The organism is Bradyrhizobium sp. UFLA06-24 (genome assembly GCF_054967145.1).
Map to the genome: position 1 here is coordinate 1 of NZ_JADFUE010000065.1, position 17,301 is coordinate 17,301.

Sequence of the window (17,301 nt, forward strand, 5' to 3'; positions counted from 1 at the left end):
ATCATGTTCTCGGGACCGACCATCATGCCGTCGTGAACCTTGCGGCTGGCGAACACTGCACCGCACGGAATGGTGCCGTTGGTGATGCCCTTCGCCGTCGTCATCAGGTCCGGCGTGACGCCGAAGAAATTGGCGGCGAACGGCGTGCCGAGGCGACCGAAGCCGGTGATGACCTCGTCAAAAATCAGGAGGATGCCGTGCTTGTCGCAGATCTCGCGCAGGCGCTGCAGATAGCCCTTGGGCGGCGGCAGCACGGCTGTCGAGCCCGGCACCGGCTCGACGATCACGGCGGCGATCGTCTCGGCGCCATGCAAGCCGACCAGGCGCTCGAGATCGTCAGCAAGCTCGGCGCCGTGCTCGGGCTGATCCTTGGCGAATGCGTTGCGGGAGAGATCATGGGTGTGGCGGATGTGGTCGACGCCCGGCAGCAACGTGGTGAAGGCGCGACGGTTGGCGACCATGCCGCCGACCGAGGTCCCGCCGAAACCGACGCCATGATAGCCGCGCTCACGGCCGATCAAGCGGGTGCGGCTCGCCTGGCCGGTGGCGCGGTGATAGGCCAGCGCGATCTTCAGCGCGGTGTCGACCGATTCAGAGCCGGAGTTGGTGAAGAAGACGCGATCGAGGCCCTTCGGTGCGATCTCGGCGAGGCGCTCGGCGAAATCGAAAGCCAGCGGATGGCCCATCTGGAACGACGGCGCGAAGTCCAGCGTCATCAACTGCCGTTCGACGGCGGCGGCAATCTGCTTGCGGCCGTGGCCGGCATTGACGCACCAGAGGCCAGCGGAGCCGTCGATCACCTTGCGGCCGTCGACCGTGGTGTAGTGCATGCCCTCGGCCGAGGAAAACAGGCGCGGCGCCTTCTTGAACTGCCGGTTGGCCGTGAACGGCATCCAGAACGAGTCGGTCTTGATAGTGTTCGGAATCTGATGAAGGGTCACGGCCGCGCTCCTTTGCTGACCGCCTAGCAGAGCCACGGCTTCGATAGCGCAACAAGTCCTTTTCTGATGAGCTACAAGCCATTGATTTTACTGAGGCTGCCGGTCCATATTTGCGCGATCCGCAACACCTGCAACACAGGACCTGGCCCCATGAGCGTCGATATCGGTGGACGGCTGCGATTCATCCGGGCGCGTCAGAAATTGTCGCAGCGCGAGCTGGCGAAGCGCGCCGGCGTCACAAATTCGACCATCTCGCTGATTGAATCGAACCAGATGAACCCCTCCGTCGGCGCGCTCAAACGCATCCTCGACGGCATTCCGATGGGGCTCGCCGAGTTCTTCGCGCTGGAGCCGGAGTCCCGCCGCAAGATCTTCTACCGCGCCGAAGAACTCACCGAGGTCGGCAAGAAGCCGATTTCCTATCGGCAGGTCGGCGACAATCTGTTCGGCCGCAGTCTGCAAATTCTGAAAGAGCGCTACGAACCCAGCAGCGACACCGGACGCGTGCATCTCGTTCATGAAGGCGAGGAAGGCGGCATCGTGATCTCGGGGAAGCTCGAAGTCACCGTCGAAGACGAGCGGCGCATCCTCAATCCCGGGGACGCCTATTACTTCGAAAGCCGACGGCCACACCGATTCCGCTGCGTCGGCGGCAAGCCCTGCGAAGTGATCTCGGCCTGTACCCCGCCGACATTCTGAAGCGCGACCGTCTCCTCCGGAATCGTACGGAGCACCGGCATCGGCAGTGGTTGAGCCAGCTCAATTTCTGCAGGCCCGACCGCCTTATAGTACGAGTCGTAGCCGAGCAGCCTCGCGCAAAGGTGTTGAGGTTATGGCCCCGGACTCCTAGGCACTCCGGGGCCGCTTCGTCGGAGGTTCGCAGATGAAGATCACGCTCCCCAACGCAGAAGCAGCGCTCGATCAGCTCCAGCGCGATGCCGACAAGCTCCACACGCAAGAGCTGCGCAAGGCGATCGAGAAAAACCTCGAGGATCAGAAAGAGCAGCTCAAGGCGCTGCGGCGGTTGATGAACTGACGCATGTCCACGGCGTGAGCGACGTTGTGCGTTCGCCTGAACCGGGAAGAGATGCGCGACGACCAAGCAGCAGGCACTATCTGCTTTGATCGAAGAGCCGCTCATGCCCACGTCGTTCCGCCTCGCGCTACTTGCAGCCGCGCTGTTCGCTCCCGCTTCCGCCCAAGCCATGGACGATTTCCTGCGCGCCAGCAGCAACGCATCAATGACGATGACGTTCTGCGCGGCAAGCTCCGACGGCAGCAAGACCGAGGGCCCAAGCAAATTCTGCCGGGAAGCCGGCTACGACAAACTCGTCGCCGCGGTCGATAGATCGTTTGCGGCAGCTCTTACCAAGGCCCCGGTCAACATCCGACCGCTGTTCAAGCGCGATCAGGCCTGGTTCAACGACATGATCCAGGAGGCCGCCTATACGGTAGAGGAGGCCGACGAGGCCGAGCTGCGCGAGAACCTGGCCAACGCGCTCCGCCGGCGCGCGGCCACGCTCGACGACCTCGCCCGCGGCTTCGGACGCGGTGGCCTGAGCGGCGCATGGGCCAACGCGCTGGGCGGCGTTTCGCTGACCGCGACCGAGGCAGGCGCCTATCGCCTCGAGGCGGAGTTGAACTCCAACTACGGCAGCGACAGGCATTGGCATTGCAAGCTCACCGCGATGGTGAAGCCCGGCGACGATGGCTGGCACGTCGGCATCACGATGCCGGCGCAACCGTCCGAGCCCGAAGCGAAGCCCGCCGTTTCAGTCCCGATCAAATTGCGACGGCAGGGCGATACGCTCCGCATCGTGCTGCTGGCAAACGAACAGCAGTGGTTCTCCTCCAACGATCCGGACTGCGATCGGCTCGGCCAGGTGACCGGCAGCTATTTCGCGAGCGGAAAGCAGGATGGGGCCGACAAGACCGACACCAGCTTCGTGATGCCGACCTTCGACTGCACGAGGCCGGACACGGCGACGGACGAGGAAATCTGCGCCGACCCGGACCTGGTCGCGAACGACCAGCGGCTGAACCGGGCATGGAGAGCGCTGCTGCCACGTCTCGACGAGACAACGCGCCGCGCACTCACGGAGGACCAGCGCCACTGGGTGAGCGCCCAGACTTTGCAATATCCGGAATTCCTGCATCCGGCGTGGGAGAAGCGCACCTCGGCGATGCACTACACCGTGTTCGGGCGAGAACGTCTCAACGGCCTGCAACGCGAACGCATCGCGCTGCTCGAAGGTTTCGACGACAAGCGCATCGGTCTTGCCGGCACCTGGCTCGCCCATAACGCCATCATCAAGGTCACCGTCGACAAGGACGGCGCGGTCGAGGCCCAGGGTTGGAAGTGGTCACAGGCCGACTGGAAGGGCGGCTGCGACTACGAGATCAGCGGCGATCTCAAGGGTAGCACTTTCCGCTCGAGCGAGCAGCGCAAGAACCCGGACACGCTGGAGCGCGACCACGCCATGCTCGTCGTCAACAGGCTCGACGATGTCTTTGCCAGACAACGCGAAGGCAAGAACGACAACGCCGACGACGAGCCGAAATGCAAGCGCAACACCACGATCTCCTCGACCGCGCGGCTGTTTCCAGTCAGACCGTCCCAGGACATCGACAATCCGCCCGGCGCGATACGCTAAAGCGCGACGCGATTCTGATGAATCGTCATCGCGCTTTGCAGGGGATCAGAGTTGCGTCAGCAGCTCCTCGATCCGGATCGGGAAGCGCCGCACCCGCACGCCGGTCGCATGCCAGACCGCGTTGGCAACCGCGCCGGCACTGCCCGTGATGCCGATCTCGCCAACGCCCTTGATGCCGAGCGCATTCACATGCGGATCATGCTCCTCGACCGTGATCACGTCGAGCGGCGGCACGTCGGCATTCACGGGGATATGGTACTCGCCGAGATTGGCGTTCATGATCCTGCCGCTGCGGCGGTCGGTGATGGCCTCCTCGTGCAGCGCAAATGACATGCCCCAGATCATGCCGCCGAACAGCTGGCTCTTCACCAGATGCGGATTGACGATGCGCCCCGCCGCGAAGGCCCCGACCATGCGGGTAACGCGGACCTGGGCGAGTTCGGGATCGACCTTCACCTCGGCGAACACCGCGCCATGGGCATGCATCGCATACTCTTCCATCGCTGCAGGGTTCGCCGCGCCGGTGCCGCGCGCCTCGACCTCGGCGACATCGGCGCGCGCCAGGATCTCGGCGTAGCTCTCGCTGCGGCTCTCGTCGTCGCGGCGGATCAACCGGCCATCGCGCGCGATCACGCCGGCATTGCCGGCGCCGAACAGGGGCGAGCGCTCGTCATTAGTGGCAAGGTCGGCGAGTTTTGCGACCACAGCGGCGCCGGCGCTGTGGATCGCAGCACCTGCAGTCGCCGTATGCGCCGAGCCACCGGCGATGCCGGCATCGGGCAGGTCGGATGTACCCGCCTTGAACGTGACGCGGTCAATATCCAGGCCGACGGCATCGGCTGCGATCTGGGCCAGCGCCGTCCAGGCGCCCTGCCCCATGTCGTGGGCGCCGATCTCCATCGCGCCGGTGCCGTCACGACGGATTGCCGCGCGCGCTTCGGCCTGGAACATCAGCGCAGGGAACGTCGCCGTGCCCATGCCCCAGCCGACCAGATGGCCGGCATCGTCCCGCATCTGCCGCGGCTGGAGCGGCCGCTTCGCCCAGCCAAAACGCGCAGCACCCTGATCGTAGCAGGCCCGCAACGCTTTCGACGAAAACGGCTTGCCGGTGATCGGCTCGACCTCGGCATAGTTCTTAAGGCGGAAGGCGAGCGGATCCATGCCGCAGGCCCAGGCCATCTCGTCGATGGCGCTTTCCAATGCAATCGATCCTGTCGCCTCGCCCGGCGCGCGCATGAACAATGGCGTACCGGTGTTGACGCGCACCGCGTCATGCGAGGTGCGGATCGCAGGCGATGCATAAAGCGTGTGCGAAGCATCGGCCGCCGGTTCATAGAAATCGTCGAACGTGCTCGACACAGTACGCGCGTGGTGATCGAGCGCGGTCAGGCGCCCCTCCGCATCGGCGCCGATGCGCAAGCGCTGACGCGTCGGGGCCCGATGGCCCACCGGGCCATACATCTGCTCCCGACGCAGCACCAGCTTCACCGGCCTGCCGACCAGCTTTGCGGCCATGATGCCGAGCACCGGCGGACCTGCCATGAGTCCTTTGGAGCCAAAGCCGCCGCCGAGGAAAGGGCTACGGATGTGGATCTTGTCGTGCGGGATGCCGAACAATTCGGCGACGCGCGCCAGCGACAGCATCAGACCCTGGGTCGGCATGTCGATCTGAAGACGGTCGCCGTCCCAGCTAGCCACGATCGCATGCGGCTCCATCGCATTGTGATATTGCGGTGGCGTCTCATAGGTCGCGTCGATTCTCTTGTTCGCCGAGGCAAGGCCCGCATCGACGTCACCGCGATGATGTTCCGCTGGGTTGCCGACACCGACGACGGGCGGCACGTAACGATCGCCGGCATCGAGGCCGACGAGAGCGGGCAACGTCTCGTAGCGCGGCGCCAGCAGCACCGCCCCTTCGGTCGCGGCCTCGAGCGTCTCGGCAATCACGACGGCGATGGGCTGGTTGGCGTAGCGAACCTCGTTGCTCTGCAACACCTCCATCCGGAACACGAACGGGTTGGTCTTGATCTCCGGATCGATCGCGAGTTGCGGCTTGTGGTCCGGCGTCATGACATCGATGACACCGGGATGGCGCTTTGCGGCAGCGACGTCGAGCGAGGTCACGCGGCCATGCGCGATGCTGGATACCGCCATCACCGCAAACAGCATCCCGGGCGGATGATTGTCGGCGGCATAGGTCGCCTGCCCCTTCACCTTGAGCACGCCGTCGCGGCGGGTCAGCGGCTGGCCGATGTTCGAGCCATGACGGAGATGAGCGGGAGCGCTGGTGAGATTGAGCTCAGGCATGAATGGCTCCAGACGTCGAAGCAAAGGGAGAGGCCGGCAGCGCGGGGATCCGCGCGGGCGTGCCGGCTGCGGCAAGGGTCAGCGCGCGCACCACGATGCGTCGCGCGAGTTCGATCTTGTAGGCGTTGTCGCCCGACGGTTTTGCGTCGGTGAGCGCACGCCATGCAGCTTCCTGGAAGGCATCCGCCGTTGGCGCGACTCCCTTCAGGACCTCCTCCGCAGGCCGGGCCCGCCAGGGCTTTGCGGCAACACCGCCAAGCGCAAGCCGCGCCTCCACGATTCTGCCGTTCTCGATCCGCAGCGCCGCCGCGGCGGAGACGATGGCGAATGCGTAGGATGTCCGCTCGCGAACCTTGAGATAGCGTGCATGCGCGGCAAAGCCGCGCGCGGCAGGCGGCAGACGCACGGCGACGATGAGATCGCCGGGCTCTAGTACGGATTCGTGGTCGGGTGTATCGCCGGGTAGCCGATGCAACTCGTCGAGCGCGATCTCGCGGCGGCCGTTTTTGCCTTCGATCTCCACGATGGCGTCGAGCGCCACCAGCGGCACGCAGAAGTCCGAGGGGTGCGTTGCGATGCAGCTCTCGCTCCAGCCGAGCACGGCATGTGACCGGTTCACGCCCTCGCGGGCGTCGCACCCGCTGCCGGGCTCGCGCTTGTTGCAACGGCTGGCGGTGTCGTAGAAATAGGCGCAGCGCGTCCGCTGCAACAGATTGCCGCCCACGGTCGCGGCGTTGCGCAGCTGCGCCGATGCGCCGGAGAGCAGCGCTTCGGCAACGGCTGGATAGGCCTTGGCAAACTCCGCATCATGCGCGAGATCGGCATTGCTCACGAGCGAGCCGATCCGCAACGACCCATCACCGAGGCGCTCGATCCGATCGAGCCCGTCGAGACGCGTGACGTCGACCAGCCGATCCGGCCGGCTGACATTGCCCTTCATCAGATCCAGCAGATTGGTGCCGGCGGCAAGATACGCAGTGCCCGGCTGGGCGGCGGCGGCAACGGCTTCAGCGACCGTCGCAGGCCTGATATAGTCGAACTGGTTCATGCGGAGCGCCTCTGGTTGGATTGATCGGCACCCGCCTGCGCTTCGAGCACGGCATCGACGATGCCGGCATAGGCGCCGCAGCGGCACAGATTGCCGCTCATGCATTCACGGATACGCTCGGGATCGTTGCCGGCCTGCCCCTCCTGCATCATGCCGATTGCGCTCATGATCTGGCCGGGCGTGCAGAAGCCGCACTGGAAGCCGTCATGGGCGATGAAAGCGGCCTGGACGGGGTGAAGCTGGTCGCCGCGTGCGATACCTTCGATCGTCAGAATCTCGGCGCCGTCATGGCTGATGGCGAGTGCGAGGCAGGAATTGATGCGTTTGCCGTCGACGAGAATGGTGCAGGCGCCGCACTGGCCGCGGTCGCATCCCTTCTTGGTTCCGGTGAGATGGAGGCGCTCACGCAGGAGATCGAGCAGCGTGACGCGGGGATCGTCGAGGACGAAGTCGCGCCGTGCACCGTTCACGGTGAGGCTGATGGAGTGGTTCATACAAGGCTCCGATCAGAAATGGACATGGCTCATCGCTCGGCGCGCCACCGCCGTGGCCGCCGTCGATATCGCACCGGTCCGGACATGATCCGGGCCGGCACTCGCGAAGATACGGAGGCACCCTCCGCTTAACAAGGGTCGGCGAAAAATATCTGGAATCCGTCAAAATCCCACGCACCGACAACGCGATACGCCGCGCTTGGGGTTCAATCTAACCAATTCGTGATCTACATTGCCTGCCATGGACGACCACACCGACCAGACCCGCAAGCCGCGCGCCGATGCCGTGCGCAATCGCGAGCGTGTGCTTGAAGCGGCCAAGGCGGTGTTCAGCGCGGGCGGCCCGGAGGCGAGCCTGGAGGCCGTGGCCAAACGCGCCGGGGTCGGCATCGGCACGCTGTATCGGCATTTTCCGACCCGCGAGGATTTGTTCGAGGCGGTGTACCGGCGTGAGGTCGAGCAGCTCAGCGAGCTCGCCGAACAATTGAAAAGTGCGAAGGACCCAGTCGATGCATTGAGGCGCTGGCTGCGCTCAGGCGTCGAATTCGTCGCCACCAAGAAGGGCATGGTGGCAGCCTTGGCGCTCGCGGTGCAGAGCGGGTCCGAACTGCACGCCTTCTCCTTCGATCGGCTGACGAGGGCGACCGGCTCGCTGCTCGAGCGCGCGGTAGCGGCCGGCGAGATGCGCGCCGACATCAGTCCCGAGGACTTCCTGCGCGCGTTCTTCGGCATGTGCTACATCCACGACCAGCCCGGCTGGCAGTCCACTGCGCTACGTCTCCTCGACGTGTTCGTCGACGGCCTGCGCGTGCAGGCAGCATCCAAGACGAAGGCGCGAGCCGCCAGGCCCGCGAAATCGGCGGCGAAGCGGAGGCGGTAGGCGCCGGGATGTGCTAGGGTCGGCGTTGCCACGATATCAACGCGGAGCCTGTCATGCGCATTGCAGCCTTGGTCGCCGCCATCGCTATTGCCTTCAGCCCCCTTGCCGCTCGCGCAGACGATGTTTCGGCGGCGCAAGGCGTGATCCGCGCCCAGGAACAGGCCTTCGTTCATGACGATGCGGCGACCGCCTATTCCTACGCCGCACCGGCCATCAAGCAGATATTCCCCACACCCGAGATCTTCATGGCGATGGTGCAGAACGGCTATGCGCCGGTCTACCGCCACAAGAGCTTCGAGTTCGGCGACGGCAAGACCGAGGGCAGCTCGGTTGCCCAGCGCGTTCACATTATCGATGCCAATGGCGAGGCTTGGGAAGCGCTCTACACGCTCGAACAGCAGGCCGACGGCAGCTATGAGATCACCGGCTGCTCGCTGCTGAAAGCGGGACAGGCAGTCTAGGTTGCGAAATTCGGTCCGGTCTTGACCGAATTGATGCGCGAGCGGATCAACAGCGTCAAGACGATGCCGACATTGAGCGCGTTCCAGGCCACGCCGTTCGCAAACGCCGCGGCATAGGACCCGGTGGCATCGAAGATGATGCCGGACACCCAGCCGCCAAAGGACATGCCGAACACGGAAGCGAAGATCACGATGCCGACGCGCGTTGCAGCTTCGCTCGCCGGCATCGCCTCGCGCACGATGATGGCGTAGCTCGGCACGATGCCGCCCTGGAACAGGCCGAACATCGCGGAGATCAGATAGAGCGAGGTGAGTCCGTCGAAGAACAGGTAGAACACCAGCGCAAAGCCCTGCGCCAGCGATCCGAGCAGCAGCGTGCGGATGCCGCCGATCTTGTCGGCGAGATAGCCCGAGCCGATGCGGCTGATGATGCCGCAGCCCATCATCAGCGACAGCATCTCGGCGCCGCGGGCGACCCCATAACCGAGATCGCCGCAATAAGCGACGATATGCACCTGCGGCATCGCCATGGCCACGCAGCAGGCGATGCTGGCGATCGAGAGCAGCACCGTCAGCGTGTTGGTCGACAGGTTCAGATCGACCCGCGGCGGCGGCGCGTTGGCGTGATTGCGAATCTGGTCGTTACCCATCTGGGCGCGCAGGACGAGGACCAGAAGCGCCATCGTGCTCGCACAGACGATGCCGATGCCGATATGGGTGGTGCGCCAACCGGCGGTCTGGGTGCCCCAATTCACGATCGGCGGCCACATCGTGCCGGCGACGTAATTGCCGCTCGCGACGATGGTCACGGCGAGACCGCGATAGCGCTCGAACCAGTGCGAGGCCTCCGCCATCAGCGGCGCGAAGGTCGCGGACGTGCCAAGCCCGATCAGGAAATAAGCTGCCACGAACTGCCAGAGCTGGGTCGACAGCCCGGCCAGCACATTTGCGATGCCGAGAAAGACGATACTGATCGCCATCGCCGGCACGATACCGAACCGGTCCGTGATCTTGCCGGCGATCACACCGCCGAGCCCGAAGCCGAACATCATCAGCGTGAAGGCCAGCGACACCGCACCGCGCGTGGCGGCGAATTCGACCTGCACGACGGGAATCACCACGACCACCGCCCACATGCCGACGGCTCCGATCGAGCCGATGACAAGCGCGATCGCGAGCCTCACCCAAGCCTGACGCGAGTCAGGGGCGAAAGAACCCGGCTTCTGTCCTGGGTGATTTGGTGCGTGCACGGCCGGACCATGTTCGCTGATCGCTTGGTGGTCAAGCATTGTGCCGCGATATTGGGCATGCGCGGTGCACTGCGGTAAGAAGAGCTTGGCGGAACCATACTTTGCGACTAGGTTGCGATTTGCGTGCAAATTTGTCGCGTAACGAGCATGACGACGGGATGTTGTTGCATTTGACGAGATCGATGCGGATCAGGGTGGGGCAGCTCGTTGCCTTCGCCTATCTGTTCTGCGTGCTCGCGCCTGCCGCAGCGCTGGCCTGGGGCCATGGTCCGGCGCCATGTCTGGATGAGGCGGTGCTGGCGGATGTCGCTCCGCATCACCAAGCGATGCCGGCCGACCATGTCCACGGCGCTTCGTCGCATGATCATGGCGGCATGCACGCGCATCATCAGGCCGCGCCGCTTCAGCACCATCACGACGGCAAGGGCAAAGCGGGCCCCTGCTGCGGAATGATGTGCGTAAGCGCGCTGCCGGCCGAGTTGCCCAGCGTCGCCAAGCCGCTCCAGCCGATCTCGGCCTGTACAGTCGAGATCACCGCGAGCCTGCACAGCGAGGCGCCGCCCCTACCCTACCGCCCACCCATCGCCTGATCCGACGCGACGACGTCAGGCCGCGCGCGTCTGCGCGCGCGAGCCTTTGTCATCTGACAGATCAGGGATGAATCATGCTTGCGCTTTCCAGGGCGAAGTTCGCCGCCGCATCTGCGGTGCGTGGACGAGATGTGCTGTTTTACTGGCTTCTGGTCTCAGCCGCGCTGGCGTTGTCCGGCTGCATGCCGGCTACGACCTCCGTGGCCACCGCGGATCCTGCCGATCCTGCGGCAAAGGTAGCGCGCGCCGGCTATCGGTCGACCATCGCGCCCTATACGAGCCTCCGGCCCGCGCCGCCCTCCCCCTGGCGCGAGCGCAACGATGCGGTGACGCCGCAGCCCAGGCAGAATCAGTAGGAGCGCGCCATGGCACACCATTTTGCGCGCAGTCTGTTCGTGCTTGCTGCACTCAGCCTCTCCGGCTGCGCAGCGTTTTCGCCTGACAGCGGCATGACAGCCGTCTCGGACCTGACCGGCCAAGCCATCAACAAGGATGTCGCCTTCGTGAGGACGGCCGAGGGAGCCGGTGGGGTCGATGCGCGCGTTCGCCTGTTGTGGTCGCGAACACTCAACGCAGATGCTGCCGTACAAGTCGCGCTGCTCAACAACAAAGGGCTGCAAGCCGCCTACAACGAGTTGGCGCTGGCCGAGACCGACCTCGTCGAGCAGAGTCTGCCGCCCAATCCGGTGTTCTCGATCTCCCGCATCAGCGGCAATGGCGCCAGCGAGATCGAGCGCCAAGTGGTCGGCGACATCCTGGCACTGGCAACGCTGCCGTTCCGCTCCGACATCGCGCGCGAACGTTTCCGCCAGGCGCAACTCCGCGCTGCGCTGGCAACGCTGCGGCTCGCGGCCGATGTCCGGCGCGTTTATGTCCGCGCGGTCGCCGGAAACGAGATGGTGGCGCTGCTCACCGATGCGAAATCGACGGCGGAATCCACCGCACAACTCGCCGTCAAGCTCGGCGAGACCGGCGCAGTGAACAAGCTCGACCAGGCCCGCGAGCAGGTGTTTTATGCCGAGACCACCGCCGATCTCGCCACCGCGCGGCAGGCAGCGACCAGCGCGCGGGAAAAACTCGCCCGGCTAATGGGGCTTTGGGACGCCGGCCTCGATTTCCGCCTGCCCAATGCGTTGCCGGCATTGCCACGGCGGCCGCAGGCATTGCCGTCGATCGAAGCCGACGCGGTCGCGCATCGCCTCGATCTGCAGATCGCGCGGCTGGAGCTGACGGCGCTGGCGAAGTCCTTGAACCTCACGGAAGCGACACGCTTCGTGACGCTGCTCGACCTCGCCGGCATCTCCCGCCGTACCCAGGACCCGGAAGGCGCGCCGTTCCGCGAACGCGGCTTCGACGTGCAATTCCAGATCCCGATCTTCGACGGCGGCGAGGTGCGGGTGCGGCAGGCGGCGGAGACCTACAGCCTCGCCTTCAACCGCTTGACCGAACGTGCCGTCAACGTCCGCTCCGAAGCGCGCGATGCTTATCGCGTCTATCGCTCGACCTACGACATCGCGAGCCACTATCAGCGCGAGATCCTGCCCTTGCGAAAAATTATCTCCGAGGAGATGCAATTGCGCTTCTCCAGCATGCAGGTCGACATCTTTGCGCTCCTGACCGAGGCGCGGCAGCGCCTCGCATCGCTGCGCGGTGCGATCGATGCGAAGCAGAATTTCTTCCTCGCCCAATCCGAATTGCAGACCGCCATCAACGGCGGCGGCGCGCCTGCGGACCGCGGCGACACTCCAACCACCATCGCCACGGCAGCACCTGCCGACGGCGGCCACTGACATGGAGACCAGCATGTTTTCCCGTCGAGGATTTTTGGGAACCGCCGCACTCGTCGGCGCCGGCGCCATTCAAGGCCGAGTGCAAGCAGCATCGATTCCGGAGGCGCCGCACATGGACAAGGCGGTGATGCAGCCGCCGCTGCACCCCACTAGCGGTCCCGACTATCGCCCCGTTGTCACGCTCAATGGCTGGACACTGCCGTTCCGCATGAATGGCGACTGGAAGGAATTCCATCTCGTCGCCGAGCCCGTGGTGCGCGAATTCGCCGAAGGCATGAAGGTGAATTTGTGGGGCTACAACGGCCAATCGCCGGGCCCGACCATCGAGGCGGTCGAAGGCGACAAGGTCCGCATCTTCGTCACCAACCGCCTGCCCGAATACACCACCGTCCACTGGCACGGCATGATCATCCCGAGTGGCATGGACGGCGTCGGCGGACTGACCCAGCCGCACATTCAGCCCGGCAAGACCTTCGTCTACGAGTTCGAGATGAAGAAGAGCGGGACCTTCATGTACCACCCGCATTCCGACGAGATGGTGCAGATGGCGATGGGCATGATGGGCATGGTCGTCGTGCATCCGCGCGAGGCGACCTTCCGTCCCGTCGATCGTGACTTTGTCTTCGTGATGAGCACCTATCGCGTCGATCCCGGCACGTCTTTGCCGCACGTCAACGAGATGACCGATTTCAACATGTGGACCTGGAATGCGCGGGTGTTCCCCGGCATCGATCCGCTGCCGGTCCGACTCGGCGACAAGGTCCGCGTGCGCATCGGCAATCTCAGCATGACCAACCATCCGATCCATCTGCACGGCCACAGCTTTGCGGTGACCTGTACCGATGGCGGCTGGATTCCCGAGAGCGCGCAATATCCGGAGACGACCACCGACGTCCCGGTCGGCGCTGTCCGGGTGTTCGACGTCTTCGCCGACAATCCTGGCGACTGGGCGTTCCACTGTCACAAGTCGCATCACACCATGAATGCGATGGGGCACGATGTGCGCAACCTGATCGGCGTCTCGCGCAAGGATCTCGCCAGGGCGGTCGGCAAGCTCGCGCCCGATGCCATGGCGATGGGCTCGACCGGCATGGCGATGGGCAACATGGAGATGCCCACCCCCGACAACACGCTGCCGATGATGTCAGGCGCCGGCCAGTTCGGCCCGATCGAGATGGGCGGCATGTTCACGGTGATGAAGATCCGCGAGGACATGGCGCGCAACGATTACCGCGATCCCGGCCCCTATCGATTCCCGCAAGGCACCGTCGCCTACGAAGTCGCCTCACCGGGAACGGAGCCGGCGCGGCAACCCGCCGCGCCGATACAGAAGATGAAGATGTAAGTGAGCGTTTCGATGAACCCCCAACCGGAGACTTCAATGACAAGAACAATCGGCATCTTGCTGGCGCTGGCCGCGCTCGCGGTCGCACCCGCGCTCGCCCATGAAGGACACGGCCATCACGGCTTCTCGGCCGGCGAGCCCGGCGATCCCAGCAAGCCGGCCCGCACCGTCGAGATTGCGATGAGCGAGATGTCCTACGAACCGTCGAAGATCGAGGTGAAGCGCGGCGAGCAAATCCGCTTCGTGCTGCGCAATGTCGGCAGGGAGGATCACGAATTCCTGCTCGCCACGCCCAAGGAGAATCTCGCGCATGCCGAGGTGATGAAGAAGCATCCGCACATGGAGCACGACGATCCGAACGGGGTGCGGCTCGCACCGAACAAGTCAGCCGAGATCGTCTGGAAGTTCACCAAATCAGGTACCTTCGAATTTTCCTGCCTGATCCCCGATCATCGCGACTACGGCATGGTCGGCCACGTCACCGTGAAATGAACCAGTGGAGACCAATATGAATCCGATCATCCGCACCACCGCCGTGCTCGCGCTGACGCTGGGCCTGACCGCGGGCGCGCTCGCGCAAGCCGCTTCCATCAATGGCGAGGTCAAGAAGATCGACGAGAGCGCCGGCAAGATCACGCTCAAGCATGGCGCGGCCAAGAGCCTCGGCATGGATGAACCCATGACCATGGTCTACCGCGTCAAGGACCCCGCCATGCTCAAGCAGGTGAAGGTCGGCGATAAGGTGACCTTCGAAGCCGAGGAAGCGGCCTCGGGCTACACCGTGACCAAGATACAAAAGGCGAAATAAGGTCCTTCGGTCATTCCGGGGCGCGCGTAGCGCGAGCCCGGAATCCATTCATCCACCAACTCAGCCGCCCGAGGATTCCGGGCTCGCCCTCCGGGCGCCCCGGAATGACGGTCCAAAGCCCCGAAATACCCCCGGGCCTGACCGCCTTCCCCCCCTCCGTTAACCCTTTGCTAACCATACACCCGGCAAGAATTGCCGGGTGAAGTCGAGTGTCGTCAGCCGCGTAAAACGGGAGCTCCCGTGGACGCCAGTGCGGTGCCTCACTTTCGGAACGGCGGCCCATCGGCCGCCGCGCAGACGTTTGGGGCGCGCGGACGGCAGTCGCGCGGGGAGGCAGCTACCATGGTCGACGTCACCGCGGGACAGGGCGTAGGCGCAGGGAAACCCGGCATCCCCTCCGTCTCCGAGATCGTCACGATCCTCAAGCGCGGCGACATCGCGTTGGCGCTCGGCATCCTCACCATCCTGGTGGTGCTGATCCTGCCGCTGCCCGCGATCGTGCTCGACCTGTTCCTGGCGATCTCGATCACGCTCTCGATCCTGATCCTGATGACCTCGCTGTTCATCCAGGCGCCGTTGGAATTCTCCGCCTTCCCGACCATCCTCCTGATCTCGACCATGCTGCGCCTGTCGCTCAACATGGCTTCGACCCGCCTGATCCTGTCGCACGGGCACGAGGGCACGGATGCCGCCGGTCACGTCATCGAGGCCTTCGGCAGCTTCGTGATGGGCGGCAATTTTGTCATCGGCATCATCGTCTTCGCGATCCTGATCATCGTCAATTTCGTCGTCATCACCAAGGGTTCGGGCCGTATCGCCGAAGTCGCCGCCCGCTTTCACCTGGACGCCATGCCCGGCAAGCAGATGGCGATCGACGCCGACCTGTCCGCCGGACTGATCGACGAAAAGGTCGCCAAGGAGCGCCGCAAGGCCCTGGAGGACGAAAGCGGCTTCTTCGGCGCCATGGACGGTGCCTCGAAGTTCGTCCGCGGCGATGCCATCGCGGGCCTCCTCATCGTCTTCATCAACGTCGTCGGCGGCATGATCATTGGCGTCGCGCAGCAAGGCCTGTCCTTTGCCGACGCGGGCCGGAGCTACACGCTGCTGACCGTCGGTGACGGCCTCGTCACCCAGGTGCCGGCGCTGATCGTCTCGACCGCGGCCGGCCTGCTCGTCTCCAAGGCCGGCGTCTCCGGCGCGGCCGACAAGGCGCTGATGAAGCAGTTCTCGGGCTATCCGCAGGCGCTGGCGATGTCCTCAGCGGTGATGCTGGTGCTGGCGGCGCTGCCCGGCATTCCGACCATCCCCTTCCTCGCGCTCGGCGCCGGCGCCGGCGCGCTGGCCTGGACCGCGCGCAACCACAAGCGCACCGCCGTCAAGGCCGAGGAAGCCGCCAAGGCCGCGCCCGCCCCGGGTCAACCCGGCGCGCCGGGCGCTGCGGCCGCGGACGAGCCGATCTCCGCGGCGTTGAAGATCGACGACCTCAAGATCGAGCTCGGCTATGCGCTGCTGCCGCTGGTCAATGGCCCCGACGGCACCGACCGGCTCACCGAGCAGATCAAGGCGCTGCGCCGTTCGCTGGCGATCGAGATGGGCTTCGTCATGCCGGCGGTGCGCATCCTCGACAACGTCCAGCTCGAGGCCAACACCTACATCATCAAGATCAAGGAGGTCGACGCCGGTACCGGCAAGATCTGGCCGAACCAGTTCATGGTCATGGACCCCGGCGGCAGCCAGGTGCAGGTGCCCGGCATCCACACCACCGAGCCGACCTTCGGCCTGCCCGCAACCTGGGTCGACGCCAGCCTCAAGGAGGAGGCCTCGCTCAAAGGCTACACCGTCGTCGATGCCGCGACGGTGCTCTCGACCCACCTCACCGAGCTGCTCAAGGCCAACATGTCGGATCTGCTCTCTTATGGCGAGGTGCAGAAGCTGCTCAAGGAGCTGCCGAAGGAGCAGAGCGAGCTGGTCAAGGACATCGTGCCGGCGCAGGTCACGGTTTCCGGCATCCAGCGCGTGCTGCAGCTGCTGCTTGCCGAGCGCATCTCGATCCGCGACCTCTCGACCATCCTCGAAGGCATCGCCGACTCGCTCGCCTTCTCACGCAACCCCGCGAGCATGGTCGAGCATGTCCGCGCTCGGCTGGCGCGGCAGATCTGCGCCCAAAACACCTCCTATGCCGGCTATCTGCCGCTGATCGCGCTGTCGGCGAAATGGGAGCAGGCCTTTGCCGAATCCATCATCGGCCAGGGCGAGGAGCGCAGCCTCGCGATGCAGCCCTCGAAGCTCTCGGAATTCATGACCGCCGTACGCGAGGCTTTCGAACGCGCCGCCCGCGAAGGCGAAGCGCCGGTGCTGGTAACGTCTGCGGCAATTCGTCCCTTCGTCCGCTCGTTGGTCGAACGGTTCCGCGCCCAGACGACCGTGCTGTCGCAGGCCGAAATCCATCCCAGGGCGAGGCTGAAAACGGTCGGAAGCGTCTGATTTGCCTTAATAAGCCGTATGTTTTTCGGCCACAGGCAAATGGTTTTTGAGTTCCTGGCCCTGGTGGACCAACCGTTGACAAGGCGCCTTCCGAGCAGATTACGTCATTGAAATAATTGTATAATCAGGCGATCGCGATAGGATTTTGATCGCGATCTTTCACGTCCTATCACGCTCTTGTGATGGCCACTTGGGAACGAATCCCCCCAATACTAGGTTGTTGGGCACCGGAAGCATGAACCTGCCTGA

The 17,301-nt window shown here is 64.7% G+C and carries 17 protein-coding genes; 12 read left to right on the forward strand and 5 right to left on the reverse strand.

Going from position 1 to position 17,301, the window contains the following annotated elements:
• Positions 1-941 (reverse strand): omega-aminotransferase AptA (gene aptA, locus IF809_RS31890; protein WP_462839518.1); only part of this gene is annotated, 941 nt, incomplete at its 3' end.
• A gap of 150 nt (positions 942-1,091) precedes the next feature.
• On the opposite strand from aptA, the gene IF809_RS31895 reads away from it, so the two are divergent.
• The 3 genes from IF809_RS31895 (at position 1,092) to IF809_RS31905 (ending at position 3,595) form a co-directional block, all read left to right on the forward strand.
• Positions 1,092-1,640 (forward strand): cupin domain-containing protein, encoded by a 549-nt coding sequence (locus IF809_RS31895; protein ID WP_462839519.1) that lies wholly within the window; start codon positions 1,092-1,094, stop codon positions 1,638-1,640.
• Between the two features lie 184 nt (positions 1,641-1,824).
• Positions 1,825-1,977, forward strand: coding sequence for a hypothetical protein (locus IF809_RS31900; RefSeq protein ID WP_462839520.1), 153 nt, complete (start codon positions 1,825-1,827; stop codon positions 1,975-1,977).
• A 103-nt stretch (positions 1,978-2,080) separates the two neighbouring features.
• Positions 2,081-3,595, forward strand: a complete 1,515-nt coding sequence (locus IF809_RS31905) for a lysozyme inhibitor LprI family protein (RefSeq protein WP_462839521.1) — start codon at positions 2,081-2,083, stop codon at positions 3,593-3,595.
• Between the two features lie 45 nt (positions 3,596-3,640).
• On the opposite strand, the gene IF809_RS31910 is transcribed toward IF809_RS31905, so the two are convergent.
• From IF809_RS31910 to IF809_RS31920, 3 genes are read right to left on the reverse strand one after another with little or no spacing between them, the layout of a single operon-like run.
• Complete coding sequence (locus IF809_RS31910; protein ID WP_462839522.1) at positions 3,641-5,902, reverse strand: xanthine dehydrogenase family protein molybdopterin-binding subunit; 2,262 nt, start codon at positions 5,900-5,902, stop codon at positions 3,641-3,643.
• On the reverse strand, positions 5,895-6,950 hold the full coding sequence (locus IF809_RS31915) for an FAD binding domain-containing protein (protein ID WP_462839523.1): 1,056 nt from the start codon (positions 6,948-6,950) through the stop codon (positions 5,895-5,897). The genes IF809_RS31910 and IF809_RS31915 overlap by 8 nt, the downstream gene beginning before the upstream one ends.
• Complete coding sequence (locus IF809_RS31920) at positions 6,947-7,444, reverse strand: (2Fe-2S)-binding protein (RefSeq protein WP_453992863.1); 498 nt, start codon at positions 7,442-7,444, stop codon at positions 6,947-6,949. Before IF809_RS31920 ends, IF809_RS31915 begins: the two co-directional genes overlap by 4 nt.
• Positions 7,445-7,685: 241 nt before the next feature.
• Between IF809_RS31920 and IF809_RS31925 the strand changes: the two genes are divergently transcribed.
• Both IF809_RS31925 and IF809_RS31930 read left to right on the forward strand, forming a co-directional pair.
• Positions 7,686-8,324 (forward strand): TetR/AcrR family transcriptional regulator, encoded by a 639-nt coding sequence (locus tag IF809_RS31925; RefSeq protein ID WP_128968093.1) that lies wholly within the window; start codon positions 7,686-7,688, stop codon positions 8,322-8,324.
• A gap of 53 nt (positions 8,325-8,377) precedes the next feature.
• Complete coding sequence (locus tag IF809_RS31930) at positions 8,378-8,785, forward strand: DUF4864 domain-containing protein (RefSeq protein WP_128968094.1); 408 nt, start codon at positions 8,378-8,380, stop codon at positions 8,783-8,785.
• On the opposite strand, the gene IF809_RS31935 is transcribed toward IF809_RS31930, so the two are convergent.
• On the reverse strand, positions 8,782-9,969 hold the full coding sequence (locus IF809_RS31935) for an MFS transporter (RefSeq protein ID WP_244659426.1): 1,188 nt from the start codon (positions 9,967-9,969) through the stop codon (positions 8,782-8,784). The genes IF809_RS31930 and IF809_RS31935 overlap by 4 nt on opposite strands.
• Before the next feature lie 248 nt (positions 9,970-10,217).
• Here IF809_RS31935 and IF809_RS31940 point away from each other — a divergent pair, with 248 nt between their 5' ends.
• The 7 genes from IF809_RS31940 to flhA all read left to right on the forward strand — a co-directional run bounded on the left by IF809_RS31940 (position 10,218) and on the right by flhA (position 17,052).
• Complete coding sequence (locus tag IF809_RS31940) at positions 10,218-10,625, forward strand: hypothetical protein (protein WP_462839524.1); 408 nt, start codon at positions 10,218-10,220, stop codon at positions 10,623-10,625.
• Between the two features lie 74 nt (positions 10,626-10,699).
• Positions 10,700-10,981, forward strand: a complete 282-nt coding sequence (locus IF809_RS31945; RefSeq protein ID WP_128968097.1) for a hypothetical protein — start codon at positions 10,700-10,702, stop codon at positions 10,979-10,981.
• A gap of 9 nt (positions 10,982-10,990) precedes the next feature.
• Positions 10,991-12,415, forward strand: coding sequence for a TolC family protein (locus IF809_RS31950; protein ID WP_462839525.1), 1,425 nt, complete (start codon positions 10,991-10,993; stop codon positions 12,413-12,415).
• A 13-nt stretch (positions 12,416-12,428) separates the two neighbouring features.
• Positions 12,429-13,760, forward strand: coding sequence for a copper oxidase (locus tag IF809_RS31955; RefSeq protein ID WP_128968099.1), 1,332 nt, complete (start codon positions 12,429-12,431; stop codon positions 13,758-13,760).
• Between the two features lie 12 nt (positions 13,761-13,772).
• Positions 13,773-14,252, forward strand: coding sequence for a cupredoxin domain-containing protein (locus IF809_RS31960; protein ID WP_462839526.1), 480 nt, complete (start codon positions 13,773-13,775; stop codon positions 14,250-14,252).
• A 16-nt stretch (positions 14,253-14,268) separates the two neighbouring features.
• Positions 14,269-14,568, forward strand: coding sequence for a copper-binding protein (locus IF809_RS31965; RefSeq protein WP_462839527.1), 300 nt, complete (start codon positions 14,269-14,271; stop codon positions 14,566-14,568).
• A 342-nt stretch (positions 14,569-14,910) separates the two neighbouring features.
• Positions 14,911-17,052, forward strand: a complete 2,142-nt coding sequence (gene flhA, locus IF809_RS31970; RefSeq protein WP_164938859.1) for a flagellar biosynthesis protein FlhA — start codon at positions 14,911-14,913, stop codon at positions 17,050-17,052.
• Positions 17,053-17,301 lie beyond the last annotated feature (249 nt).